The organism is Streptomyces chromofuscus, assembly GCF_015160875.1.
Taxonomy (GTDB): domain Bacteria; phylum Actinomycetota; class Actinomycetes; order Streptomycetales; family Streptomycetaceae; genus Streptomyces; species Streptomyces chromofuscus.
The window spans coordinates 134,867-158,747 of sequence record NZ_CP063374.1 but is presented as its reverse complement, the minus strand read 5'-3'; the positions used below and the strand labels follow the sequence as shown (position 1 = coordinate 158,747).

The following is a 23,881-nucleotide window of genomic DNA, read 5'->3' as shown; positions in this document are numbered from 1 at the left end:
CGGGGTGTCGCCTACTCGTCGGTGGGGTGAGGGCCCTTCTGCGGGTGCGGGCGATGGAGATACGATCGCCAGCTTCCGTACGCCGTGATGTCCTCCGCATCCGTCACGGCGGCCGGCTCGCACAGGAATCCCGGGACGCTGGTGCCGTCCGCCAGTTGCACTCTGCCCAGCGTCATCGGTCGGGGCAGCGTGGTCAGGAGGCGGCCCAGACCCTCCGCCGGCAGGTGCCACACCTCCGTCTCGATCGCTGATCCGCTCTCGCCCACGTGCACGAGGCCGGGCTTGGGGGGACTCGTGGGCAGCGCATGCAGGCGGTACACGGGCGCCGTGGTCGTCGTACGCTCCAGGCGCGCCCCGAGTGCGAGGAGTTGCGGATTGAGGGGCTGGCCCGACAGGTGTGCGCCCACCACGGCGAGCCGTGCCTCCGGCTGGAGCAGGTCCGCGATGCGCGCCAGCCGGTCGTCCGTGAAGGCCGGGCCGATCAGCATAACGCCGAAGGGGAGGCCGTTCACCTCGCCTGCCGGGACGGCCACCGCGGACAGGTCGAAGAGGTTGGTGGAGTTGGTGAAGCGGCCCAGGCGGGCGTTGGCGCCCAAGGGGTCGGCCGCCACCTCGGCGAGCGTCGGATGGCCCGGCGTGGTGGGCAGGAGCAGGGCGTCGGCGTCCGCCAGTTCCGTCAGGGCCCGGGCCCGCAGGGCCGCCAGCCGGTCCTGGTCGGCGAAGAGTTGGTGGGCCGGGATGTCGCGGGCGCGGGTGATGATGCCGGCGACGGTGGGGTCCAGGCCCTTGGCCCCGGTGGCCATGGCCTTGTCGATGAAGCTGCCCACCGCTGTGTAGCGCTCGGCGACGAACGCGCCCTCGTAGAGCATCGCTGCGGCCTCCGTGAAGGGGGTGAGGTCGATGACCCGTACGTCGGCGCCCGCCTCCGCCATCTGCGTCACGGCCGTCTCGTACGCCTGCGCCCAGCCCTCGTCCAGCTCGCCGAGCTGTTCCCGGGCCGCTACCGCGATCCGCCACGGGCCCGGAGTGCGCTGGGGGAGCGGGGGCAGGTCGCGGGGCGGTGTCATGTAGGTCATGGCCTGTTCCGCCTCGGGCAGCGTGCGGGCGAAGACCGTCACGCAGTCCAGGGAGGCGCAGGCCGGGACCACGCCCGTCGTCGGGACGAGGCCGCGGGTGGGCTTCACGCCGACGACGCCGTTGAAGGCGGCCGGGACGCGGCCCGAGCCCGCCGTGTCCGTGCCGAGGGCGAGGTCGACGATGCCGAGGGCCACCGCGACCGCCGAGCCGGAGCTGGAGCCGCCGCTGACCCTGGCCGGGTCGAGGGCGTTGCGTACCGCGCCGTAGGGGGAGCGCGATCCGACCAGGCCCGTCGCGAACTGGTCCAGGTTGGTGGTGCCGAGGACCAGGGCGCCCGCCCGGCGGAGGCGGGCCACGACCTCGGCGTCCGCCGGCGGATCGTACGCGTACGTCGGGCAGCCCGCCGTCGTCGGCAGCCCGGCGACGTCGATGTTGCCCTTGACGGCGAGCAGGCGGCCCGCGAGCGGAAGGCGCTCGCCGGCGGCCACGCGGGCGTCCAGGCGCCGGGCCTCCGCCTCGACCTGCGCCCTCGGACGCAGGTCGATCCAGAGTTCGGGGCGGTCGGCGGCCTCGATGCGGGCGTAGGCCGCGTGGACTCGGGAGAGGGTCGTGGACATCCGTTGGCCTTTCAGTGCGCGGCGGGTGCGAGGACGACGAGTGCCGTGCCCGCCTCGACCTGGTCGCCGGGGCGGGTGAGGATTTCCGCCACCACGCCGTCCATCGGGGCGTGCAGCCGGGACTCCATCTTCATCGCCTCCAGGGCCAGTAGCGGCTGCCCGGTCGTCACCTGGTCGCCGGGTGCCACGTTCACCTGCCAGACGGACGCGGCGAACTCCGCCTCGATCAGTCGGCCGCCCGGCGGGACGGTCACCTCGGCCGGCGGGCCCGCCGGCGTGGATGCCGCCTCGGCGCGCGCGAACTCGCCCGCCGCCTCCCACGCCGCCCGCTCCGCCGCGAAGGCCGCCTGCTGGCGGGAGCGGAACGCGGCGATCGAGGCGGCGTTGTCGGCCAGGAACGTTTCGTACTCGGCGAGGGAGAAGGTGCCCTCCTCGATATGGGGTACGAAGCGGCCGGACATGATGTCGGTCCGTAGCTCCAGCAGCTCCTCGGCGTCCACCGGATACCATTTGATCCGGTCGAAGAAGCGCAGCAGCCACGGCGAGCCCGGCTCGAAGGCGCCCCGCTGCTGCCAGGGCGACCACACCTGCGTGGTGCGGCCCACGAACTGGTAGCCGCCCGGGCCCTCCATTCCGTAGACGCAGAGGTACGCGCCGCCGATGCCGACCGAGTTCTCGGCGGTCCAGGTGCGGGCCGGGTTGTACTTCGTCGTCACCAGGCGGTGCCGGGGGTCCAGCGGGGTGGCCACGGGTGCGCCCAGGTAGACGTCGCCCAGGCCGAGGACCAGGTACTCGGCGTCGAACACCGTGCGGTGGACGTCCGCCACGCCCCGCAGGCCGTTGACGCGGCGGATGAACTCGATGTTCCACGGGCACCAGGGCGCGTCGTCGCGGACCCCGGCCATGTAGCGGGCGATCGCCTCACGGGTGGCCGGGTCGTCCCAGGACAGGGGGAGGTGGACCGTGCGGGAGGGGACGACGAGCTGGTCGGTGGGCGGCAGCGTGGCCGCCAGGTCTCGTACCACGGCGAGGAGTTCGTGCTGCGCCAGCCGCAGGGGATCGAACTGTAGCTGCAGCGAGCGGATGCCCGGGGTGAGGTCCGTGACCCCGCCCGGGTCCGCCTCGGCCACCGCCTCCATCAGCGCGTGGACGCGCATCCGCTGCGCCAGGTCCAGGTGCATCGGGCCGAACTCGACCAGCAGGTTGTCGTCGCCGCTGCGGCGGTACGTCATGTCGCCGTCCCGGGCCAGGACGCCGCCGTCCAGGATCTCGGGACGTGGCGAGCCGTCCACGGCGACGGGTGTGAAGCGGACCGTGTCGCCCGGTCGCAGCTGGCCCAGCTTCCAGCGTTCGGTGCTGTGGACCGTCGCGGGGCAGACGAATCCGCCGAGGGAGGGGCCGTCGGGGCCGAGCAGCACCGGCATGTCTCCCGTGTAGTCCACGGCGCCGACGGAGTACGGCGTGTCGTGGATGTTGGACGGGTGCAGGCCCGCCTCGCCGCCGTCGGTGCGGGCCCAGCGCGGTTTGGGGCCGACCAGGCGCACGCCGGTGCGGGCCGAGTTGAAGTGGACCTTCCAGCCGGCGGCGTAGAAGTCGCGGATGTCGTCCTCGGTGAAGAACTCGGGCGCGGCGTGCGGGCCTTCGACCGCGCCGATGTGCCATTCGGCGCCGAACCCCGGGCGGTCGCCGGGTGGTACGGGGATGCCCTCGACGGTTGTCCCGCCGTGCAGGACGTCCCCGGTCTTCAGCGCCCGGCCGCCGTGACCGCCGAACCGGCCCAGCGTGAAGGTGCTCGCGCTGCCGAGGAAGGACGGCACGTCCAGGCCGCCTGCGAAGAGGACGTAGGTCCGCAATCCGTGCTCGGTGGGCGCCCCGATGTCCAGGACCGCGCCCGCCGGTACCGTCATCGGCTCCCACTGGGGCACCGGCGTGCCGTCGACGGTGACCGGGGCGGGGGCACCGGTGACGCAGACCGTCGCGGGGTGGGTGAAGCGCAGGGACGGGCCCTGGAGGGTGCATTCCAGGCCGGGTGCTCCCTCGGGGTTGCCCAGCGACAGGTTGCCGAGGCGGAAGGAGCGGTCGTCCATCGGGCCGCTCGGCGGGACGCCGACCTGCCAGTGGCCGACACGTCCCGGCCAGTCCTGGACGGTGGTGAGGGTGCCGCCGGAGACGACCTCGACGCGGGGGGTCGGGTCGGTCACGGTCGCGAGGGTCGCCGTCGAGTGCGCGGCACGCACGACATCGGGGTCCGCGAGGGCCGCCCGGACCAGGCCCAGATTCGTCTCGATGCCGTCCACCCGGGTGCGGGCCAGCGCCTCGTCCAGGCGTCGCAGCGCCTGCTCGCGGTCCGGTCCGTACGCGATGACCTTCGCGAGCAACGGGTCGTACGACGTCGTCACCTCCGTGCCCGTCTCCACCCAGCCGTCCACCCGCACACCGGGCGGGAACTCCACCCGCGTCAGCAGTCCCGCGCTCGGCCGGTGGCCGCGCGAGGGGTCCTCGGCGTAGAGGCGGGCCTCGACGGCGTGGCCGCGCGGAGGGCCGGGGTCGCGCACGACGTCGCGCTCGCTGCGCGCCAGGCGCAGCATCCAGGCGACCAGGTCGACGCCGTAGACCTCCTCGGTGACGGGGTGCTCGACCTGGAGACGGGTGTTGACCTCCAGGAAGTACGCCTCCTCGCGGGCCGCGTCGTACACGAACTCGACGGTTCCGGCGGACCGGTAGCCGACCGACGCACACAGATTCCGGGCGGAGACGGCGAGTTGTTGCCGTACATGCTCCGGCAGGCCGGGTGCGGGTGCCTCCTCCACCACCTTCTGGTGCCGCCGCTGGAGCGAGCAGTCCCGGTCGCCGAAGGTGACGACCTTTCCCTCGCCGTCCCCGAAGACCTGCACCTCGACGTGGCGGGCACGCTCGACGAGGCGTTCCAGGAACACGCCGGCCGAGGAGAAGGAGGCCGCGGCGACGCGCTGCACCCGCTCCCAGGCCTCGGTCAGTTCCCCGGCGGACCGACATGCCGACATGCCGATACCGCCGCCTCCACCGGTGGCCTTGAGCATGACGGGATAGCCGATGCGCGAGGCTTCGTCGAGGGCCTGCTCCAGCGACCCCAGCAACCCCGTCCCCGGCGCCAGCGGAACTCCCGCCGCCTCGGCCGCCGCCCGGGCGGTGTGCTTGGCGCCGAACACCTCCAGCTGCTCCGGCGTCGGACCCACGAACACCGTCCCGGCGTCCGCGCAGCGCCGGGCGAAGGCCGCGTCCTCGGACAGGAAGCCGTAGCCGGGGTGGATCGCGCCCGCGCCGGTGTCCTTCGCCGCCTTCAGCACCAGGTCGGCGTCCAGGTACGACTCCTTGGCGGGCGCCGGGCCCAGGCGGACGGCCTGGTCCGCGAGACGGACGTGGGCCGCGCTCCGGTCCGCGTCGGAGTACACCGCGACCGTGCGCAGGCCCAGTTCGCGGGCGGAGCGGATGATGCGGACGGCGATCTCGCCGCGGTTGGCGACCAGCAGTGTGCCGAAGCTCATGCGCCGGCCGCCCTGCTGATCGTCATCTGCACCGCCGTCGGCTCGAAGCCGTTGCAGGGATTGTTGATCTGGGGGCAGTTGGAGACCAGGACGAGGACGTCCCGCTCGGCCCGCAGCGCCACGGACAGGCCCGGTGCGGAGAGGCCGTCGACGATCCCCAGCGTGCCGTCCCGCTCCACCGGCACGTTCATGTACCAGTTGATGTTCGACACGAGGTCGCGCTTGCCGAGGCCGTACCGGGCGCCTTCCGCCAGGAAGTTGTCCACGCAGGCGTGCTGCGACCAGGTGTGGTGGCCGTACCGGAGCGTGTTCGACTCCTTGGAGCAGGCCCCGCCGACCGTGTCGTGCCGGCCGACGTCGTCCGCGGTCACCGTCATCAGGGGCGTGTGCTCGTTGGAGAGCAGCACGCTGCCGGTGGTGAGGAAGATGCCGCCCTGGGCGTGGATCGTGTCGGGCGCGCTGTAGCGGACCGACGTGTCGTGGGCGTCGTAGAGAAGGAAGTCGACGGCCTGGTTGCCGTGCAGGTCGGTGATGGTCAGCGTCTCGCCGGTGCGGACGACCGACGACCAGGCCGCCCGTGCCGCAACCGTCTCGGTCTTCACGTTTGTCATGCGAGGCCCCTCGCGGCAAGGAAGTCGACGGTGTTCAGGAAGGCGCGGCGGCCTTCGGGCGTGGCCTCCCACAGGGGGTCGCCCGGTGCGGTGGCGACGGCGCGCCAGGCGAGCACCTCCAGCGGGGTGCTGACGTACTCGGGGCGGGGATCGGCCGGGTGCGGCACGTTCGCGATCAGTACGGTGAGGTCCTGTTCGGCGCGCAGGGTGACGCTGCCGCCGGGGCCGGAGGAGCCGGTGAAGTCCAGGCTTCCGTCGTCCCGGACCGCCACGCCCTGGAAGAACGACAGCGACGGTGGCAGGTCGCGGGGCTCCAGCCCGTTCTTGGCGGCGGCCAGCTGCAGCAGCTCCCGGCCGGCGGGGGAGGGGCCCTGAGGGGTGCCGTCGCCGTAGCGGTCGGTGTTGCGGACGAGGGTGGAGGTGCCGCACAGGGTGTCGTGCCGTCCGGACGTGTCGGCGATCACCGACGCCAGGACGCGGCCCTGGTCGGACAGGAGCAGCCGTCCCTCGCCGAGGTAGGCGTTCCACTGGACCTTGACCGTGTCGGCGACGTTCAGCCGCTCCCACGGGCGGTCCGCGACGAACAGCAGCAGGTGGGCACAGGCGTCGCCGCGCAGGTCGGTCAGGCGCAGTTCGGTGCCGCGGGCCAGGACCCGGTGCGTGTAGTTGCCGCCCGCCACCGTCTCGGCCCACACCAGGTGGCCCGCCGCGCAGGGCGGTGCGGGCCAGTCGGTGGCCGGGACGACCGGCATGGCCTCGGCGCGGGTGCCTTCCTGGGCGCGTGCGTGGGCGCGGGCTCCGTGCGTGGTCGCTGTGGCCATCGCGGCTCCTCCGGCTCCGGATCGTTGATTTCTGTCGCTCGACAGAAATTAGGTGGGGTGCGGGTCGCGGGCGTTGCCCGGACGTTGCCGCCCCGTTACCGAGCCCTCACGGAAGATCGCCGGGCGACGTCGTGTGCGAGGATCGAGCGCATGGGGACGACGGGTGCCGGACAGGGCCGGCGGGTCGGCCGACCGCGCGCCGAGCGGCGGCCGGCCAGCGGGCTGGCGCCGCGCGAGGAACTGCTGGCCGCCGCCGCAGAGTTGTTCACCACCCGCGGGTACGCGGCCACCTCCACCCGGGCCGTCGCCGAGCGCGCCGGGATGCGGCAGGCGTCCATGTATCACTACGTCGCCGGCAAGGAGGACCTGCTCGCCGAGCTGCTGGAGTCCACCGTCAAACCGTCGCTGGCATACGCCCGTGAGCTGCTCGCCGACGACTGCGCGCCCGCCGAGCGGCGACTGTGGGAGCTGTGCCGGGCGGACGTGGAACTGCTGTGCGCCGGGCCGCACAACCTCGGCGTGCTGTACCTGCTGCCCGAGGTGCGCGCCGAGCGGTTCGCCGGGTTCCATGCCATGCGCGCCGAACTCAAGGAAACCTACCGGCGGTTGCTCGCCACCACCGGCGCCGGCGCGGCGCTCGCCAAGGGGGAGCTGGAACTCCGTACCGATCTCGTGTTCGGGCTGATCGAGGGTGTCATTCTCGTGCACCGGTCAGACCCCGAGCGGCCGGTGTCGGTGTTCGCCGAGTCCGCGGCGGACGCCGCGCTGCGCGTCGCCGGAGTCTGACCGGCCGCGGCTTCTTCGCTCTCGGACGAACCGGTCCAGCCGGCGTGCGGCGGTCAGCGTCGGGATGCCCGGATTGCGGCGGAGCGGGGGCAGTTCCGCCGGAAGCAGACGAACATCCCCGGCACATACACCTGTCCGGCGCACGGCCGCACCGTCGGTCCCGATGATCAGCCGAGCCTCGTACATCGCGTCGACGGCGTCGGCACGACCCCCGTCAGCCGTCTCACCGGGTACTCCCGCACGGTCGCCCACGCCCCGTCGAAGGGCAGCCGCACCCGGACCGGGTCCACCCCGTCGCGCTGCGGCAACGGGGAGGGCGACATCCGGGTCCTGCGTCTCACCGCCGTTCGGCGTAAGCGTCAAGCGCTCACGCGGGTGTTGCCGTCGCGGCCTTGGCCGCTGTCGTACGGGTCTCGTACGCGCGGTAGGCGGCGCCGAGGGCGACGGTGACGGCGAGGAAGAGGACGGTGAACCATTGGAAGTACCAGTGGCCGCCCGCCGGGTCGTACACCGCCGCGCGGGGCCAGGCCAGGTTGACGGTCATGGCGAGGCCGTACAGGAGGGCGAGCGCGTTGACGGGGACGCCCCAGCGGCCCAGGGAGAAGAGCGGGGCGCCGGTCTCGTCCGTGCCGGCTGCGGGGAGGTCGCCGCGCAGGCGGCGGACCAGCAGAGGGCCCGTGACCATCGCGTACGCCAGGTACAGCATGACGATGCAGGTCGTGCCGATGGCCAGGAACGCCTCCGCGGAGGCGAAGTTGAGCAGCAGGAGGGCGGCGGCGAGCGTGCCGACGACCAGTGCGGGGGCGGTGGGCATGCCGGTGCGCGGGTTGACCCTGGCGAGGCGTCGGGCGAAGGGGAGCCGGCCGTCGCGGGCCATCGAGAACAGCATGCGGCACGCCGACGTCTGGATCGCGAGGGTCGCCACCGCGATCGCCACCACCACGTCGGCCAGCAGCAGGCGGCCCACACCGTCGCCCAGGCTGCTGGTAAGGACGTAACTGAGGCCGTCGACCGCCAGGCGTCCGTCGGTGAGACTGGGGGCGGCGAGCAGCCCGCCGAGGACGATCAGGCCGCCGAGCAGCCCCGCTGCACCCAGGGCGACGAGGATCGTGCGGGGCGCCGTGCGGCGCGGGTGATGGGTCTCCTCGCTCATCTCACCCGCGCTGTCGAACCCGATCAACACGTACGCCGCCGTGAACGAGCCCACCAGCAACGCGCCCAGCAGGCCGGACTGGGCGGCGCCCTCGGTGTGGAAGGTGATGCCGGGGGAGCGTTCCGAGTGGGTGAGCAGGAGCACCACGATCAAAACCGCGCCGATGATCTCCGCGGTCACGCCGACGCGGTTGACCACGGACAGCACGCGGTTGTCGAGGACGTTCACCAGGGTGGTCAGCGCCAGCAGGAGCACGCCCAGGATCGCGGCGTTGGCCGCGCCGTCCGGGGACGTCGGTGCCGGGTCGGTGCCGATCAGCTGGAAGCCGGACCAGATCGCCGGGAGCACCATCTGCAACGCGAGGGCGGCCGCCGCGACCACCACGATCTGCCCGATCACCATGATCCAGCCGGCGAACCAGCCGAACGTCCGGTTCGACAGGCGTGAGGACCACTGGTAGATCGCGCCCGAGATCGGATAGCGGGCCGCCAGCTCGGCGAAGCAGGCGGCCACCAGCAGCTGTCCGATGAGCACCGCCGGCCAGGCCCAGAAGAAGACGGGGCCGCCGAAGGCGTATCCGAAGGCGAAGAACTGGAAGACCGTCGTCAGGACGGAGATGAAGGAGAACCCGGCCGCGAACGACGCGTACCGGCCGAGGCTGCGGTGCAGCTCCTGGCGGTAGCCGAACTCGTCGAGGGAGTGGGCGTCGGGGGAGTCCTGCTCCGGCGGGTCGGAGCGGACGTCGGAGGGGGCGGTGGTGGTCACGGCGGCACCTGCCTTGGGCCTCGGGCATGATTCCTGTCGGGTGACAGAAATTAGGGAGGGGCTGTTTCACCCGCGTCACGCCGTCATGTCCGGGGCGGGCCCAAGTCCTCACGCCCTTGCTTGCCCCCGTAGCCCTACTCACAGGGCAATGGTGTTCACCGAGCCGTGCTCGGCACCCCCCCTGGCCTCACCAGCTGGCCCTCACTGGACAACTCGCACCTCATGGGGGACGGCCTCAACGACCCCTTCCGACCTCCACGGCCACTTCTTGATGTCTGGCGGCGCGGCTCCCGGCCCCCGCCTTCACCTCGGCTCCTCCGGCCCCGGCCTCGCGGATTCCCGGGAGCGGTTCAGCAAGGGCAGTGCCGTCAGCGGGAACACGATCACGGACAACGGGCCCGCTGCCACCAGCGCCGCCGCGTTGGCCGGTCTGATCGCGTCCAGCTTCAGCCCGATGGTCGTCGCCGCCACGATGACGGGAAGGGACGTGGCCTGCAGGAGTCCGCCGGCCATGACCTCCGCCCGGGACAGGGCCGCGCGTGGTAGACCACTGCGGGCAGCCCACGAACGAGGAGCAGCGCCGCGAGAAACATCGGCACCCTGCGTACCGCACCTTGGTCCGCGAACAGCGCTCCCAGGTCGAATTCGATGCCGCTCGCAACGAAGAAAGACGGGGACGAGGAACCCGTGACCGAGGCCCGCCAGCTTCATGATGTGGCCCGCCACAGCGGTGTCGAACCGCTCGTGGATGCAGCGACCGTCAGCCGCGAGACTTCGCCGCTACCCGCCCCGACCGCGTCTCCGCGGGCCCATGGATGGCTCCGGTCGGCAATTTTGGAGGCATGCGGCGCAACGAGGACACGCTGACGTGTACTCAGCTCCCCCCTGCCTGGCCTTCCACGTGGACATGCGGGGCCGCTGCCTCCGGGTGAAGACTGCCTCCTGGGGGAGATCACAGACGAAGCCGCCACCTACGTTCTGCTCGCAGGAGAGCCGATGCCGACCTGCCACCACGGCCAAGTGGTCATGCTCGAATCCGGCTCACCCACGCGGTGCCGCCTCAATCCGCCGACGGTTGTGCCTCGGTGCTGGGGAAGCGCGGCTGATAGCTGCGGGACACCTCGTGCACCTTGCGGAGGCCGAGGAATCCGAGGACGACCGCGGTCAGGATGGCCGTGGCGGAGCCGACCAGGGTCCGCAGGGTGTCCCCGGTGCCGGCGGCCGCGCAGGCCACCGCGGCCAGCACGCCGGTGACGACGGAGTTGGTGACGCCGATGACGACGGGCGAGCCGGACAGCCAGTGCGTCACCCCGATCCGACGGCGGAAACTGTAGGTCGTCCAGATGCCCGGCGGGTCGTCGTGGTGGCTCGCGATGAAGTACGGTTCGAGCTCCGGTGCGAGTTCGACGTAAGCGTGACGCAGCCGGTTCATGCCGATGATCAGCCAGGTGTCCTCGATGTCCGCCTCGATCAGCCGGAAGTATGTCCCGAACCCGACGAGCAGGACGACCGGCAGCACCAGCAACGCGAACGTCGTGAACCCTGACCCGAACCGGGTTGCGTTGGCCACCAGCGAGAGCGCCACCACCGAGGCCGACAGCACTGTCAGATACGTCCCCGTTCGGCTGAAGATCTCCTGCCACGTCATACTTCGAGTCGCCAGCAAACTCCAGTGCTCAGTCGCCAGAAACTGTGCGTGCGGTGTTCCGACATCAACACTTTTGAGGTCTTTCATCCCCCGAGTGTGACCGCAGTCGTCGACGAGATTTCACAGGCCCGCCGGTGGTCTCAGATGTCCTCACGTAATGCCATCCGGAGGCGGCGCCTGCAGATGAGCGCGCAGCCCGTCGCATCAGGGCCTCGTGGGGCGCCCTGGTGTGCAGTGCGGATGGCGCGGATCTCGATCAGGGTCGGCTTCTCCTCGGCCGGGCGCTCGGTGCGGGCCTGCTCGGTGGCCACGTGCGCCGGTAGTAGCCGGCGTGGGACGCTCCAAGCACCCGGCAGATCCGATTGACGCGGAAGTGCCTGGCGAAACAGGCGGCAGCCCGGCGCAGGAGGGGGCAGCCGTGGACCGGGCGCGGTCACCGACGGCTGCCGGCCGTCCCCGCGAAGCCCGGGAGGAGTGCATTCGGTCCAACAACACGTCGGATATGGGACACCGAATTGCGGCGATGCCGGTATCACGGCCTGACGAAGGCTCCTTGCTGAACGAGGGCGCAAGGCAGACGCGGCCTCCGGTCCTCAGGCCGGACGGGACCTCGGCAGGACATGGCCCGCGGTCGTCGTCACCACAGCGGCGTTACGCGCGATGCACCCGCGCGAGCCGACGACGCCAAAGGCCGACGCCAAGAACAGCCCAGACGCGCGGGGCGCAGCCCGCCCGAATGCGCGCGGCCAGTGGCCGGAACACCGCTGCCCGCATACGTTTGCTCGAGGACACCCTCAGGAGTAGCGATGAGCGACGCCAGGATTCCCGGATACGACTTCGACAACACCGCCCTTCCGGCTTCTCCGGTTTCCCTCGAAGAGCTGGACAAGCTGAAGGCTTCAGTGCTGTTCACCGACGCCGACGAGGAAGCGCTGCGTCAGGCATGGGACGTGCTGGAGGACCAGGTAGAGGCAGTGCTGGACGTCTGGTACGGCTTCGTCGGATCCCATGAGCATCTGGTCGCCTACTTCTCCACACCCGAAGGTGAGCCGATCGCCGCTTACCTCGACGCAGTACGGCCCCGCTTCGGAAAGTGGATCGAAGACACCTGCACCCGGGCCTACGACGCCCAGTGGCTCGCCTATCAGCAGGAAATCGCGGTCCGTCACACCACGGACAAGAAGAACAGGACTGACCAGGTCGACTCCGTGCCCTACATCTCGATGCGCTATCTGGTGGCCTTCATCTACCCCATCACCGCCACCATGCGGTCCTTCCTTGCCGCCGGCGGACACAGCGATGAGCAGGTCGAGGCCATGCATCAGGCCTGGTTCAAAGCGGTGACACTCCAGGTCGCTCTGTGGACGCGCCCGTACGTGACGGAGCAGTGGTAGGCAGTCGCTTCAGCGCAAGCCTCCCTCCGGGCCGGCTCGTCAACCCCGAAGTCGACGGGTGCTGGGCGGGGTGGTGGGCGAGCTCGCCGGGGTCGGACAGGCGCGAGCCGACACAGCATAAGACCGGCCTGACCTGCGGAACAGTTTGCGGGGCCAGCGCATCGCCTTCGCCACCAAGGGCGAACTGGCCAAGACCATGGTGGTGCGGGCGCTCGCCTCACCGCTGCCGATCGCCTGGGCGATCGCCGATTCCGCCTGCGTCAGGTATGGCACTTTTGCCGTCTGCTGGAGAAAGCCGCCGTCGGGCTGTTGGAGTACTAACCCGGGTACTGCCCCAGGCGCCCGCGGCCCCACCTGAGCACAGCGCGGAACGCACACGGGCTGACGGCTCATCCCGCCTCCCCTAAGGCAAGGACCGATGAGCGACCGTCGGGCGCGGGCGGCCGCTCATTCGTCGGTAGCGCCAACCCTTCAGATGCGCCACGAGCGGAGTGTGTCCGCAATGTCGTAGATGCTCAGCCGGGTCTCGCGGGCCTTTCTGATCAGCTCGGACAGAGCCCCGTAGGGTGGGTCGATGCCTTCCCCGGACTGGTCCAGGTACTGGCTGGTGACGAAGGCGGCGAAGAGGCTGTTGCGGTGGGGGAGCGGCTCGAGCCGCACGATGGTGTGCATGAGCGCGGCCGCGCGCCATGCGGCGTCGGGGTTGGACGCGGCGAGGGTCGGCATGCGTGTCTTGTGGCGGGCGACAGCCGCGACAAGGGCCGAATAGTCGGTGACGGACACGTCGTCGTGGCCGAGGGCGATGTCCTGGACGTCCAGGAGCCAGGAGACATCGACGTGCAGGAGCTTGCTCATCAGGCGGCAGTGCTTCCCCGGCCGCGCTCGGAGGGGGGAATCTCGTCCGGAAACGCCTCGTCGAACTCCTCACGCAGCCTGTCCGCCCATGAGGCGGCGCCGGCCACGAACCGCTTGCGCTGCATCTCGCGCACTCCCAGGTCGTGCAGGTACTGCTTGAGGCTCTTGCCCTCGGCGGCGGCGGCGGCGCGTACGCCTTCCATCTCTTCATCGGTGAAGGGCACATTCAGTGACGGCATTCCGGCATGGTACCTACTTGGTGCCTGCCGAGGAAGCTGAAGAAGACAGGCGAGCCGGGCTGCTCCCGGGCCCGGCCCACCGGCAGGACGACGGACTCGATGCGCGCGAGCTGCCCAGCTCCTGCACCGCCCATGAGGTGACCGACTCCGACAACACCGCGGGCCTGTTCACGCCGCTGGTGCGGAGCAGCAGCACGTCACATCCGCTGAACCGGATCGGTGACGACGGCAGACTCCGGGGCGGGCTGTTGGGGGCGAACGGGTGGAGGTACCACTGCCCGCCGGGGGCGCGCTGCCAGGTGGGGCCGCCGAACACCGACCGCCAGTCGGTGGGTTGCAGAGCGCCGCCTTCCCGGGCGTCGCGGAAGACGTACCGGGCACGGGCCGGACTGCTGCGCGAGGTCCACGCAACCGAGTTCCAGTGCCCCGCGCACACCGCTGGTCGGGCGGGATGTGACCCGCATTCGAACGACCGTCAGGCCGGGGCCCTGGTCACGCAAGGGCTCGGCGAGGTCATTGGGCATGCCATGGGCGACGTCGAAGCGGAAGCCGTCGACACCCCGGTGGAGCCAGAAGCGTCGGGCCGGGGGATCCGCATCCGTGCCGCCGACGGACCGTCACCTGATCGCAGACGTGGACACGTCCGGGTCCCTGCTCCGGGCCTCCGCGGACAGTGCGACGAAGGGGGCGGGAAGGGGCACGGCGGGTGCCAGGGGCCTGGGGCCCCAGCACCCGCCGTGTCGCGGCCGGGTCGGTCCGCGGTGTGCTTACCGTGCGGTTCAGGCGCCGCGGTGCTGGTAGGCGCGGTCGACCGTCTGCTGGACGCTGTTGCCGGCCGCGTCGGTCGCGGTCACGCGCAGCGTCACGTACGCGTCGCCGCGGACGCGGGAGGGCCGCTCGACGGTCGCGGTGAAGCCGCTGCCCTCGCGGGCCGTGGTGGCCCGGGTCCAGCTCCTGCCGTCGTCGTACGAGGCCTCGACCTTCAGCGTCACCCCGGTCGGGGCGGCCAGGCCGTCCTGCATCCGGACGCCCAGGCCGAGGGTGTGCGCGCGCTGCGGGCCCACCGCGTTGCGGACGTCGACCGGTACGTCGTAGTCGAGCTGGAGCATCGGCAGCACCACCTTGTCGGTGGTGGTGTCCGAGCGGAACGTCCACGAGGTGTGCGTGCGGGTGCCGAAGTGCCAGTTGTCGGACGTGCGGCTGGTGGCCAGGTCCAGACGGTATTCGGCGTCACCCGCCGGTACCTCGAAGTTGGCCCACGCGCCCTGTCCGGACTCCGCGATCTGCTTCCCGTTGCGGTAGAGCACCGCCTCGGACCGGTCGCTGACGCTGCCGAACAGAGTGTGCGACCAGTGGACGGTCTTGGAGGAGTCGTTGAAGTCCGAGACGTACACCGACAGGTTGTCGCCGTCGCGCACCGACGGCAGGTGCCCACCGCGCGGGATGGACGGGCGGACCACCGCTCGGTACCAGTCCTCCGTGGTGCGCTGACCTGCCCGGTAGGTGTGCAGGTCGTCGCGCATGCCACCCTGCAGCGGCGAGGCGAACTGGTCGACGGGACCGTAGGCGACGGCGTGCTGCCACTGGGTGTCCCCGGTGCTCACGTACTCGACGCGCTCCTGCCCCACCGGGACGAAGCGGTCGTAACCGTAGAACGCGACGTTCTGGTAGGGACGCCACGCGAAGCGCTGCTCGCTCGCCCAGGTCGCGGCACCGGTACGGGTGTAGGCGCTGCGCACCTGCGCCGTGTCCTGCTCCGAGACGGTGAAGACGTCCTGTTCGGGAATCGAGCTCTTGGTGATCGCCAGGTCGTACATGTAGGGGCTGCGCACGGTGCCGGAGAACTCCACCTCCGTGGTGCCCCTCCTCACGCGCTCAAGCAGGGCCGCACCGTCCGTCGCGGAGGCACGCAGGACGGGCAGGGCCAGCCGCTCACCCACCGGCGACCACTGGGCGCGGTGGTTGACACCTGCGGGCCACACGACCATCAGCGCCTCGGCGCCCGCGTCCACCGCGGCGCGTTGGAGTGCGGCCGCGTCATAGCCGCCGGAGGCGTCGTCCCGTACGACGGCCAGTTTGCCGCGGACCCCGCGGAAGTGGGGCGCCTGCGCCGTGCCGGCGTCCACGGCGGTGAGCCGAACGCCCTTGTCGCTGAAGGGCGGCGACGTCGGCTCATAGGTGGGGGTGAACTCCAGCGCACGGCCCGGCACCTTGGCCCGGAGCTCCGGGGCCTTCATCTGGGTGCGCAGGCCGAACTCGAAGGCACCGTCGGTGACCGGGGCGGTGGCGGTGGTGTAGTAGCGATCCGTGGGCCAGACCATGGTGCCCACGTTGCGGACGTTCCCGTCGATCTGACGGTAGTAGACGGCGTCGAGGATGCCGTACCGCTCGGCGGGACGAGGCGTGCTGACCTTCACCTCGCGGGCCTTCGCGGCGTCGAGCGTCACCGTCACGTCCTTGGTGACCTTGACCTCGGGCACGACGACGTCGCCGATCCTGGCGATGCCGTCATCGCCGGGCTCGTTGAAGCTGGTGCTGATCTGGTACGTGCCCTCTTCCACCTCGGCGACGCCCGCGTGGGGATCCGAGTAGTCCACCTCGCCGTCGGCGCCCCAGATCTGCGGGGTCGCGCCGGGCACGACCTCGCCGGCGCGGTTGCGCAGGACGACGGTCAGCCGGTGCTTGGGGGCGTGCACCGCGAGGGAGAGGGTCGTGTGGGCGAGCACGGTGCCGTCGGCGGACTTCGCGGTGACGTAGCCGAAGTACCGGCCGCGGACCGCCTGCGAGGGGTCGGTGTGCAGCGGCACCAGGGCCGTCGCCCCGGGCGCCACCTGCACGGTGCCGGAGTCGACGCCGACCACGCCGTCCGCGAGCGAGCGACCGGATTCGGTCGCCAGCTTCACCGAAAGGGACAGCGTCAGCGGCTTGTCGCCGGTGTTGGTGTACCGGACGGTTGCCGCCTGCCGAGGCCCGTTCGCCTCGCCCATGTCCACCGGGGGCAGGGCCAGGGAGCCGGTGGCGGTGAGCGGGCCCGTCGCCGCGGCCAGGTCGACGCGGCCGCCGCCCTGCTCCGTCACCTTGGTGCCGGCCACCGTACGGGAGGTGCTGATCAACGCGTCCTTGAGCTGCTGCGCGCTCCAGTCGGGGTGCTGCTGGGCCAGCAGCGCGGCCGCGCCGGCGACGTGCGGGGTGGCCATCGAGGTGCCGTCGAGCGCGATGTAGTCCGCGTTGACGGGGGTGCCCAGCGAGGTGCCGGCCGCGCGGGCCGCGACGATCCCGACGCCGGGGGCGGTGACGTCGGGCTTGACCGTGTCGTCACCGTAGCGGGGGCCGCGGCTGGAGAAGGGGGCGACGGTGTCGCTGCGGTCGACGGCGCCCACGGTCAGGGCGGCGTCGGCGGCGCCGGGCGTGCCGACGGTGTACCGGCCGGGGCCGGAGTTGCCGGCGGCGACGACGAAGAGGGTATCGGTGGACTCGGTCAGGGCGTTGAGGGCGACGCTCATCGGGTCGGTGCCATCGGTGCGGATGTCCGCACCGAGGCTCATGTTGACGACCTTGGCGCCCTCGTCGGCGGCCCACTCCATGCCGTCGATGATCCCCGACTCGGAGCCGTAGCCGTTGTCGTCGAGCACCTTGCCGATCAGCAGGTCGGCCTTGGGCGCGACACCGCGTCGAGTTCCGCCGGAGGCCGCGCCGGTGCCGGCGACGGTGGAGGCGACATGGGTGCCGTGGCCGAAGTGGTCGCCGGTGTTGCCGCTGCCGGAGAAGTCCTTCGCCCCGGCGATACGGTCCGCGAGGTCCCGGTGGTTGGCATCAATGCCGGTGTCCAGCACGGCCACCTTGACGCCCTGGCCCTCGTAACCGGCCTCCCACGCGGCCGGTGCGTTGATCTGCGCGGTGCTGCGGTCCAGCACCGCCTGCACCTTGCCGTCCAGCGCGATCCGGGGGGTGACCTCGGAGCGCGCGGCGTCCGACTCCCCGCCCGGGTTGAGTGCCTTCCAGAAGGCAGCCAGGTCCTGGCCGGCCACCCGCACCGAACGGGCGTCGATGCTCTCCAGGTCGCGCGCGGGCGCCTTGTCGGAGTTGAGCGCAACGAGGCGGTCGGCGGTCGCCGCCGCAGCCTTCGCCGCCCGGGCGGTCACCCGGGCACCCGCTCGCGACGGCTCCGGCCGCGACGAGACGATCAGCGGCAGCGTGGAGGAGCGGGCTTCGTCGAAGCCGTCCGCGATGAGGCCGGTCACGTCGAACAGGCGACGGTCCAGGGCGCCGGCCGTCACCAGCGCCTCAGCGTCGAACGGCATGACCGTCAGGGCCTTGTCGTCGCCTTCGATCCGCTTGAAAGGCATGTGTTCGCGCCCGGGTCCGGGCTCGACCGACACGGCGCGCCGCCCCCCGGGCAGCGTCGTCACCGTCACCCGGTCGCCGGTGATCAGCCGCACCGTCGCCGAGGCGTCCTTCGCCGAGCCGACGGCACGGGCGGCGGCACCGGCAGAGGTCGGCTGCGCCGTGGCCACGGCGGGCACACCCCCGGCAACCAGTACCAGCCCCGCCGCTATCGCCGCCCTGAGGCGGCTTTTTGAAGACATCAGTCATAACCCTTCGTCCACCTGCAATTCACAACCCGGCCGATCATGTGTGGAACAGTTCGAAGGCGTCTACGACTTGAGGTGGCGCAAACGCGACATGGCCTAACTCCGACACGTGCCGCGCCTGTGGGGGGGGCACCGGGGTGTCACTCGGGTCACAACGTTGCCGACGCGCCGTTCACGTGGCACACCGGGGACCTGGCCCGGCTGCCAACAGGCCTGCGGCATGCGGCCGTTCAATGCGGCCGTTCAACGGGGCCGCCACCGGTGTGCTGACGCGACAAGGCGCCGGGGCGCAACTGCCGGCGTGCTGATCGGCAGCGGGAGTACGACCACCGCGATCACGTCCTCCACTCGTCTTCGTCGCACGAGACGTGCCAGCACCGCTTCGGTGCTGCTGGGCAGTGATGGGCCCGGGGAGTTCTGGACGCTGGTGGTGAGTTTCCTGCGCTGGGGGGAGGGACCGGCAGGCCGGACAGGGCTGGTGGCGCACTGATGGGTACCGCCACGACCGGGCTGCGGCCCCGACCGCTCCCCTCGTGCGCCGCGGCGACCCTCGTCCACGATGGCACCGCCGACGGCCACAACGGGACCGGCGGTGCGCGGAGCGTCAGCGCCGCAGGCGGCGCGCCCCTCACCGAGCTGAAGCTGTCGTTCGTCCCGAGCTCGCCGGTAGGCTGCGGCGGTGCGCACGGTTGAGCTCCTGTTGGACGAGGCGGCGGAGCTGGCGGTCCGGGAGGCCTGGCGGCGGCTCGCGGACGCGGGACTGCCCAGTCAGGCGCGCCACCGCTCACCGACCAACAGCCCGCACCTCACCCTGGCCGCCTGCCCGGAGCTGACCCCTCCGATCCGCTGGGAGCTCGCCGAGGTCGCCGCTGCGCTGCCGTTGCCCGTACGTTTCACCGGCCTGGTCCGCTTCGAGCGGCCCACCTCGGTGCTGGCGTGGGCGCTGGACCTCGACTCCGCGCTGGCGGGTCTGCACCGCCGGGTGTGGGAGGCGGTGGCCTCGGACAGCCCGCCCGGCACCCTCAGCCCGTTCCACGAACCCGGGCACTGGAGCCCGCACGTCACCCTCGGCCGCACGCGCCGGGCCGGTGCCTTCGTCGGCCGGCGGGTCCCCGAACTGTTGCCGGCACCGCCGCTGTCGGTCCGGCTCGTCACCTTGCGCAGTTACGACACCGAGACCGGTGCCCTGGAGGTGCTGGAGCCTCGCACCGATGGAGGGGCATGGCTCGGCATGTAGCCGGGTGAGGAGCTCGCCCAGTGCCGAGGACGCAAGATGCGGCTCGGCTCATGGAGTGTTTTGCCGCCGGGCGCAGCCGCCTCTGAGGGGTCCGCTCACCGCCTGCACGAAGGCCTGAGCGGGCTGACCGATGCCCTTTTCTCTCCCCGGGTGTCAAGCCCTCAGCCTGAAAGGCACACTTCCATGCCCATGCGCGCGTTCGTCCCGGACGACCTGGCGCCACTCGTCGCACTGACCATCGAGACGTACCGACCCTTCCACGAGGAGGGCGCCGGGCGGCGGCACCGGGTCGGTGAAGGTGGTGCCCTTGATCCACCGGCCCACCTCAGTACGCGTGCTGCCGGGGGTACCGCGCGGCTCGGATCTCCTCGCGTGACTCGGATGGTCAGTTCCCACGGGTACGGTCAGGGCTGGTCCGCCACGGCTGCGGTGAAGCGCGCCACGAGTGCCGCGACGGCGGCACGCAGTTCCTCACCACCGTCGACACGGAAGGCGAACGGCACCCTCGCCAGCCATTCCTGCGCGTACATGACCGGGTTGCTGGTGCTGCCGACCAGCGCACATCCGTCCCCCAAGGGTTTGAGCCGCCCCATGGGCGGCCGGATCCACGGTGCCACCTCGGCCAGCGGTGCGTCGAACACCACGCGGACGGAGAACTCCCATCCGAGGCCCAGGTTCTCCTCCAGCACCGCCACCGGATCGAGGGCCTGGGGTGGCTCGAACTTGTGCCCGGTCGAGCGGACGGCGCGTATCCGGTCGACCCGGTAGGTGCGGATGGCGTCCGCGCGGTGGGAGTGGCACAGCAAGTACCAGCGTCCGTGGCGGACGACGAGGGACCAGGGATCCACCTCCGCCTGCCACTGGTTGCCCGCCTCGCTGTGGTACGTGACCGACACGCGGCGTCGGGCGGCGATGGCTTCGACGAGTTCGCTGGTGACGGCCGGATCGGGGCGGGCCACGTACGGATCGGGCGCGGCCGCCGCGTGCTGCCGCAGCATGGCCGCCTGCTGGCCGACACTCTCCGGCAGCGCCTTGACGACCTTGCCCAGAGCGGTGCCGACCAGGTCGTCGACGTCGGCCGCGGCAGGCTGGGCGCCGAGCACCGCCATCACCAGGCTGAGCGCCTCGGACTGCGTGAAGTACACGGGTGGCAACCGCGTCCCACGCCCCAATCGGTATCCGCCGTACGGACCTCGTGCCGATTCCACGGGGATGCCGGCCTCTCTGAGGATCCCGACGTACCGGCGCGCGGCTCGCTCCGTGACGCCCAGCCGCGCGGAGAGTTCGTCGGCCGTCGTACCGGGGCGGGCCTGGAGGATCTCCAGGACGCGCAGCGCTCGCGCGGTGGGGCTGAGATCGTTCGGCACGGGAACAGGCTAATGCGCTCGACCGAGCTCCACGGTGGCTTCCCTGCACGGGCAGCCACCGGAGCGCACCACCGGGCGTTCGCGTGGTCGCCGGGCAATCCGGCAGTGCATCGTCCGGATCTCCTCCTACGGTGACCTCCGTGAAGCAGAAGAAGGGGAACTGACCATGGACATCCTGCTCGTCGGTGGCTTGTGGCTGACCGGGTCCGTGTGGGGCCGCGTCGTGCCCGCGCTGGAATCGCTCGGTCATCGTCCTGTGCCGCTCACTCTCCCGGGCCAGGGAGACGGTTCCGCGTCCGCCACGCTCGACGACCAATTGGCGGCAGTGCTCGCCGCGGTGGACGCGGCCCCGGGCAAGCCCATGGTCGTGGGGCATTCCGCCGCCTGCACCCTGGCCTGGATGGCCGCCGACCGGCGGTCGGAGCGGCTTGCCAAGGTCGCTCTCATCGGCGGTTTCCCGACCGCCGACGGTCAGCCGTACGCCGATTTCTTCGAGGTGAAGGACGGCGTCATGGCCTTCCCCGGCTGGGGCCCGTTCGAGGGCCCGGACGCGGCCGACCTCGACGACGTGGCCAGGCGGGAGTTTGCGGCTGCCGCGATCCCGGTGCCCGAAGGCGTGGCCAGGGGAGTGGTGCGGCTGGCAGACGAACGGAGATTCGACGTTCCGGTGGTGGTGGTATGTCCTGAGTTCACGCCGGCGCAAGCGCGGGAGTGGATCGACGCCGGGGACGTCCCGGAGCTCGCCCGGGCCAAGGACGTCGACTTCGCCGACGTCGACTCGGGCCACTGGCCCATGGTCACCCAGCCCGCCGAGCTGGCCCGGATCCTGGCAGCGGCCGCCGACGCACGATGAGTGGCCCTGATGGGGGACACCGCGTGTGTTCGGGTGCGCTGTGTACGACAAAATGGAGCTTCCGGTCTGGAGGGGGCGTTGGGATGGCTTACACCCTGCAAGCAGTGATCGCGGACGGGGAGGCACTGCGCGCCGTGGCGCGAGACCTGCCTGCTGCTCGGCTGGCTTCGATCGGACAGGACCTGTCGCTGATGCCGATGACAGACGTCCTGTTCGATTCCGTCGCAGACGGCAGTGGCGTAGGCGCGTTGGGGTTCCGGCGGTTCCCTGGAGGGTTCGAGAGGGACCTCGCTGCCTGGTCGGCCGGTGGGCCGGTGGCCTACGTGGAAGCTGAGTACTTCGGCGGTGCGGGCGAACAGCGGGCCGCCGTCTGGGACGGCGGCACTGTCGTACTGGGGCCTCTTCACGTGGAGGAGGGCCAGCCGTTTCCTCCTGCCGGCAGTCCGATCTCCCAGGCGCTGCGACGGTTGGGGGCAGTGGCAGCCGCCGGCCAGGACGAGTTCTCAGCCGTGGGGTTGGGCCGGCATCGACACGGCGCGGCGTGGATTGCCTGACACGCGACGTCCGGACATCCGCGTGATCCGACCGCTGTAGGCGCGCTGTCGCGAGGTGTGGTTCGTGTGCGAGTACGCCCTTGTCGGCAGCACCCGGTCAGCCGGATGGGGACTCCGGGGCCCGCCCCGCTGCTCTACTGCGGCGCTGCCTTGCGCAAGCGCGGTGACGACCTCTCGCGGCCAACGAGTTCGTGCATGGCTGGCGAGTGAGAAGGCGAGCGGTGAATCGTCGATCAGGGTCGTGTGGTGGGGAAAACCCGGCTCGTGCAGCGATCACCGGCGATCGGAGGGGCACGGGCCCGTCGGCCGTTGTGATCGCTGAACTCGTCGCCGAAGTAGACTCGTTGTGCCATGAACGGCACCAGGCCAGGCTCGCGACCCGGCCACGGAAGCGCGCCGTGGGCGTGGGCGCGAAGCACCGGCTGGTCCTCGTCGAACGGCTCCTGGCCACCCTCGTGCAGCGCCGCCATGGAACCACTCATGACGTGCCGGCCCGCTGGTTCGGCGTGGCCCGCTCCACCAATACCCGGGCCATCGGAGAGCTGCGACCACTGCTCGCTGAGCGCGGATGCACGGTGAGCCAAGGTGTTCGGCTGCGGATCCTGGCAGAGGTCGTCGACCGTCGCGGTACCGTGATCACTGTGCCTCAGCATGCCGACGCGTTCTGACGGCACTGGAGGACTTCCGGCTGCCGCTCGTGCCCGGATTGTGCCGCCATCATCAGGCGGCGGATGGACGCCTTGGATCGGTCGGGACGATCGCGTGCTCGTCGAGGAGCTGCTCAAGGGCCTCGTGACCGTGTTCACGGCGGTAGGCCATCTCGGCTGCGGTGACTGGCAGAACCCACAGAATGCGGGCATGGCCGTCCGGTAGCGGGCAGTGCTCCAGGTCGGGGCCGTGGAGGTAGGGGAGGCTGATCAGCAGGTGGTCGCAGTGGGACCCGGGCAGCCACGGCTCCCCGATGGGCAGGCTGTGCTCGAGATCGAGGTGGTGATCGGCGTGGTAGCAGGCGGTCATGGCCAGGAGATCAGCGAAGCGTTCGTCGCGGACGGGCGCGGTGAGGACGAACTCGAAGCCGTGGCCGTCCGTCTCAACCGTGGACCAACAGCCGGCGGTGACGTAGGCCCAGCTGTCGGCACGTGGTCCGGGACTGACGGTGAGGATCCGCAGGTCGGGAACTGCTTCTCTGCGCCCAGCTCCCAGGTCGTAGTCGCTCACCGTGATCGCATGGCCGGTGAAGAAGCCGCGGATGTGGGCCTCGACGCCTGTTGTCGCCCGCTGGCTGCGCCCTCTCTCGAACATGTTGGAGAGGATGTCACGGCCCGGCCCGGGCTCTGTGAGCTCCATCCGGCTCCAGGCGGACGGCACTCTTCGCGATCAACGGCTTGCACTGATCCAGCCCACGGGGCCGAGGCGGCAGCTTCTTGTGCGGTTCGGGCAAAGCCAAAGCCAACGCCTTGCGAACCCGTCCGCCGGTCACGCTGTGCGTGCGCTCCAGCTCCCGCATCGACATGCCGCCACGGTGGTCACGCCGGATCGCCGCGTACAGTCGACCTTCCGCATCCGCGGCATGACCAGCACCTTCCACCAGGAGCATCCCGATGCTGCCCTGGCAAGAACCCCAGTGCCTCCCCGACGCCTCCCAGACTCGTCCACATCGCTCACCCGTGGAACAGGGCGCCTCCTCAATTCATCGACAAGTGCTTGCACTTCTGCTCGGTAATGCCACCACGCGGTATCCCCGCGCTGCCCATGCGGGGGGTGTGGGTGGGGGTTGCGGTGGCGGTT

20 protein-coding genes and 1 pseudogene are annotated in these 23,881 nt (G+C 71.2%); 7 read left to right on the top strand and 14 right to left on the bottom strand.

Annotated features, from left to right (window positions below):
• Positions 1-11: 11 nt before the first annotated feature.
• From atzF to IPT68_RS00580, 4 genes are read right to left on the bottom strand one after another with little or no spacing between them, the layout of a single operon-like run.
• Positions 12-1,694, bottom strand: coding sequence for an allophanate hydrolase (atzF, locus tag IPT68_RS00595; RefSeq protein ID WP_189697680.1), 1,683 nt, complete (start codon positions 1,692-1,694; stop codon positions 12-14).
• Positions 1,695-1,705: 11 nt separating this feature from the next.
• Positions 1,706-5,218, bottom strand: coding sequence for a 5-oxoprolinase/urea amidolyase family protein (locus IPT68_RS00590; protein ID WP_189697681.1), 3,513 nt, complete (start codon positions 5,216-5,218; stop codon positions 1,706-1,708).
• A complete protein-coding gene (locus IPT68_RS00585) occupies positions 5,215-5,829 on the bottom strand; it encodes an urea amidolyase associated protein UAAP2 (RefSeq protein ID WP_228040119.1) in 615 nt (204 codons plus the stop codon). Before IPT68_RS00585 ends, IPT68_RS00590 begins: the two co-directional genes overlap by 4 nt.
• Positions 5,826-6,650 (bottom strand): urea amidolyase associated protein UAAP1, encoded by an 825-nt coding sequence (locus IPT68_RS00580; protein WP_189697682.1) that lies wholly within the window; start codon positions 6,648-6,650, stop codon positions 5,826-5,828. The genes IPT68_RS00585 and IPT68_RS00580 overlap by 4 nt, the downstream gene beginning before the upstream one ends.
• A 150-nt stretch (positions 6,651-6,800) precedes the next feature.
• On the opposite strand from IPT68_RS00580, the gene IPT68_RS00575 reads away from it, so the two are divergent.
• Complete coding sequence (locus IPT68_RS00575) at positions 6,801-7,436, top strand: TetR/AcrR family transcriptional regulator (protein ID WP_189697683.1); 636 nt, start codon at positions 6,801-6,803, stop codon at positions 7,434-7,436.
• 167 nt (positions 7,437-7,603) lie between these two features.
• Here IPT68_RS00575 and IPT68_RS00570 read toward each other — a convergent pair whose 3' ends face one another.
• From IPT68_RS00570 to IPT68_RS00550, 5 genes are all read right to left on the bottom strand, one after another.
• Positions 7,604-7,777, bottom strand: coding sequence for a hypothetical protein (locus tag IPT68_RS00570; RefSeq protein WP_194074041.1), 174 nt, complete (start codon positions 7,775-7,777; stop codon positions 7,604-7,606).
• A gap of 26 nt (positions 7,778-7,803) precedes the next feature.
• Entirely contained in the window at positions 7,804-9,354 is a 1,551-nt protein-coding gene (locus IPT68_RS00565) for an amino acid permease (RefSeq protein WP_189697684.1), read from the bottom strand.
• Between the two features lie 303 nt (positions 9,355-9,657).
• Complete coding sequence (locus IPT68_RS00560; RefSeq protein ID WP_189697685.1) at positions 9,658-9,867, bottom strand: hypothetical protein; 210 nt, start codon at positions 9,865-9,867, stop codon at positions 9,658-9,660.
• 547 nt (positions 9,868-10,414) lie between these two features.
• Positions 10,415-11,089 (bottom strand): hypothetical protein, encoded by a 675-nt coding sequence (locus IPT68_RS00555; RefSeq protein ID WP_194074040.1) that lies wholly within the window; start codon positions 11,087-11,089, stop codon positions 10,415-10,417.
• A gap of 53 nt (positions 11,090-11,142) precedes the next feature.
• Positions 11,143-11,313: a hypothetical protein gene (locus IPT68_RS00550; RefSeq protein ID WP_189697687.1), complete on the bottom strand. Its 171-nt coding sequence runs from the start codon at positions 11,311-11,313 to the stop codon at positions 11,143-11,145.
• 495 nt (positions 11,314-11,808) lie between these two features.
• Here IPT68_RS00550 and IPT68_RS00545 point away from each other — a divergent pair, with 495 nt between their 5' ends.
• Both IPT68_RS00545 and IPT68_RS35175 read left to right on the top strand, forming a co-directional pair.
• Positions 11,809-12,396, top strand: coding sequence for a protoglobin domain-containing protein (locus tag IPT68_RS00545; RefSeq protein ID WP_189697688.1), 588 nt, complete (start codon positions 11,809-11,811; stop codon positions 12,394-12,396).
• A gap of 166 nt (positions 12,397-12,562) precedes the next feature.
• Positions 12,563-12,702, top strand: a pseudogene (locus tag IPT68_RS35175) (IS701 family transposase); the annotation flags it as partial.
• Positions 12,703-12,867: 165 nt separating this feature from the next.
• On the opposite strand, the gene IPT68_RS00540 reads toward IPT68_RS35175, so the two are convergent.
• The 3 genes from IPT68_RS00540 to IPT68_RS00530 all read right to left on the bottom strand — a co-directional run bounded on the left by IPT68_RS00540 (position 12,868) and on the right by IPT68_RS00530 (position 18,076).
• Complete coding sequence (locus IPT68_RS00540) at positions 12,868-13,251, bottom strand: toxin Doc (RefSeq protein ID WP_189697689.1); 384 nt, start codon at positions 13,249-13,251, stop codon at positions 12,868-12,870.
• Entirely contained in the window at positions 13,251-13,490 is a 240-nt protein-coding gene (locus tag IPT68_RS00535; protein WP_189697690.1) for a hypothetical protein, read from the bottom strand. Before IPT68_RS00535 ends, IPT68_RS00540 begins: the two co-directional genes overlap by 1 nt.
• A gap of 779 nt (positions 13,491-14,269) precedes the next feature.
• Positions 14,270-18,076, bottom strand: a complete 3,807-nt coding sequence (locus tag IPT68_RS00530) for a S8 family serine peptidase (protein ID WP_189697691.1) — start codon at positions 18,074-18,076, stop codon at positions 14,270-14,272.
• Between the two features lie 685 nt (positions 18,077-18,761).
• Between IPT68_RS00530 and IPT68_RS00525 the strand changes: the two genes are divergently transcribed.
• Positions 18,762-19,319: a 2'-5' RNA ligase family protein gene (locus IPT68_RS00525; RefSeq protein ID WP_189697692.1), complete on the top strand. Its 558-nt coding sequence runs from the start codon at positions 18,762-18,764 to the stop codon at positions 19,317-19,319.
• A gap of 404 nt (positions 19,320-19,723) precedes the next feature.
• Here IPT68_RS00525 and IPT68_RS00520 read toward each other — a convergent pair whose 3' ends face one another.
• Entirely contained in the window at positions 19,724-20,686 is a 963-nt protein-coding gene (locus IPT68_RS00520) for a helix-turn-helix transcriptional regulator (RefSeq protein WP_189697693.1), read from the bottom strand.
• Positions 20,687-20,852: 166 nt separating this feature from the next.
• Here IPT68_RS00520 and IPT68_RS00515 point away from each other — a divergent pair, with 166 nt between their 5' ends.
• The 3 genes from IPT68_RS00515 to IPT68_RS33680 all read left to right on the top strand — a co-directional run bounded on the left by IPT68_RS00515 (position 20,853) and on the right by IPT68_RS33680 (position 22,761).
• Positions 20,853-21,539, top strand: coding sequence for an alpha/beta fold hydrolase (locus IPT68_RS00515; RefSeq protein ID WP_189697694.1), 687 nt, complete (start codon positions 20,853-20,855; stop codon positions 21,537-21,539).
• An 83-nt stretch (positions 21,540-21,622) separates the two neighbouring features.
• Positions 21,623-22,093, top strand: coding sequence for a hypothetical protein (locus IPT68_RS00510; RefSeq protein ID WP_189697695.1), 471 nt, complete (start codon positions 21,623-21,625; stop codon positions 22,091-22,093).
• Positions 22,094-22,404: 311 nt separating this feature from the next.
• Positions 22,405-22,761 carry a helix-turn-helix domain-containing protein gene (locus IPT68_RS33680; protein ID WP_228040117.1) on the top strand — a complete coding sequence of 119 codons (357 nt, stop codon included), beginning with the start codon at positions 22,405-22,407 and terminating at the stop codon, positions 22,759-22,761.
• Between the two features lie 52 nt (positions 22,762-22,813).
• Here IPT68_RS33680 and IPT68_RS00500 read toward each other — a convergent pair whose 3' ends face one another.
• Positions 22,814-23,395, bottom strand: coding sequence for a suppressor of fused domain protein (locus IPT68_RS00500; protein WP_189697696.1), 582 nt, complete (start codon positions 23,393-23,395; stop codon positions 22,814-22,816).
• Positions 23,396-23,881 lie beyond the last annotated feature (486 nt).

Bases quoted from the DNA above. Each gene is read 5' to 3' on its own strand.
- atzF (WP_189697680.1), bottom strand. From the start codon at position 1,694: ATGTCCACGACCCTCTCCCGAGTCCACGCGGCCTACGCCCGCATCGAG.
- IPT68_RS00590 (WP_189697681.1), bottom strand. From the start codon at position 5,218: ATGAGCTTCGGCACACTGCTGGTCGCCAACCGCGGCGAGATCGCCGTC.
- IPT68_RS00585 (WP_228040119.1), bottom strand. From the start codon at position 5,829: ATGACAAACGTGAAGACCGAGACGGTTGCGGCACGGGCGGCCTGGTCG.
- IPT68_RS00580 (WP_189697682.1), bottom strand. From the start codon at position 6,650: ATGGCCACAGCGACCACGCACGGAGCCCGCGCCCACGCACGCGCCCAG.
- IPT68_RS00575 (WP_189697683.1), top strand. From the start codon at position 6,801: ATGGGGACGACGGGTGCCGGACAGGGCCGGCGGGTCGGCCGACCGCGC.
- IPT68_RS00560 (WP_189697685.1), bottom strand. From the start codon at position 9,867: ATGGCCGGCGGACTCCTGCAGGCCACGTCCCTTCCCGTCATCGTGGCG.
- IPT68_RS00555 (WP_194074040.1), bottom strand. From the start codon at position 11,089: ATGAAAGACCTCAAAAGTGTTGATGTCGGAACACCGCACGCACAGTTT.
- IPT68_RS00545 (WP_189697688.1), top strand. From the start codon at position 11,809: ATGAGCGACGCCAGGATTCCCGGATACGACTTCGACAACACCGCCCTT.
- IPT68_RS00540 (WP_189697689.1), bottom strand. From the start codon at position 13,251: ATGAGCAAGCTCCTGCACGTCGATGTCTCCTGGCTCCTGGACGTCCAG.
- IPT68_RS00535 (WP_189697690.1), bottom strand. From the start codon at position 13,490: ATGCCGTCACTGAATGTGCCCTTCACCGATGAAGAGATGGAAGGCGTA.
- IPT68_RS00530 (WP_189697691.1), bottom strand. From the start codon at position 18,076: ATGTCTTCAAAAAGCCGCCTCAGGGCGGCGATAGCGGCGGGGCTGGTA.
- IPT68_RS00515 (WP_189697694.1), top strand. From the start codon at position 20,853: ATGGACATCCTGCTCGTCGGTGGCTTGTGGCTGACCGGGTCCGTGTGG.
- IPT68_RS00510 (WP_189697695.1), top strand. From the start codon at position 21,623: ATGGCTTACACCCTGCAAGCAGTGATCGCGGACGGGGAGGCACTGCGC.
- IPT68_RS00500 (WP_189697696.1), bottom strand. From the start codon at position 23,395: ATGTTCGAGAGAGGGCGCAGCCAGCGGGCGACAACAGGCGTCGAGGCC.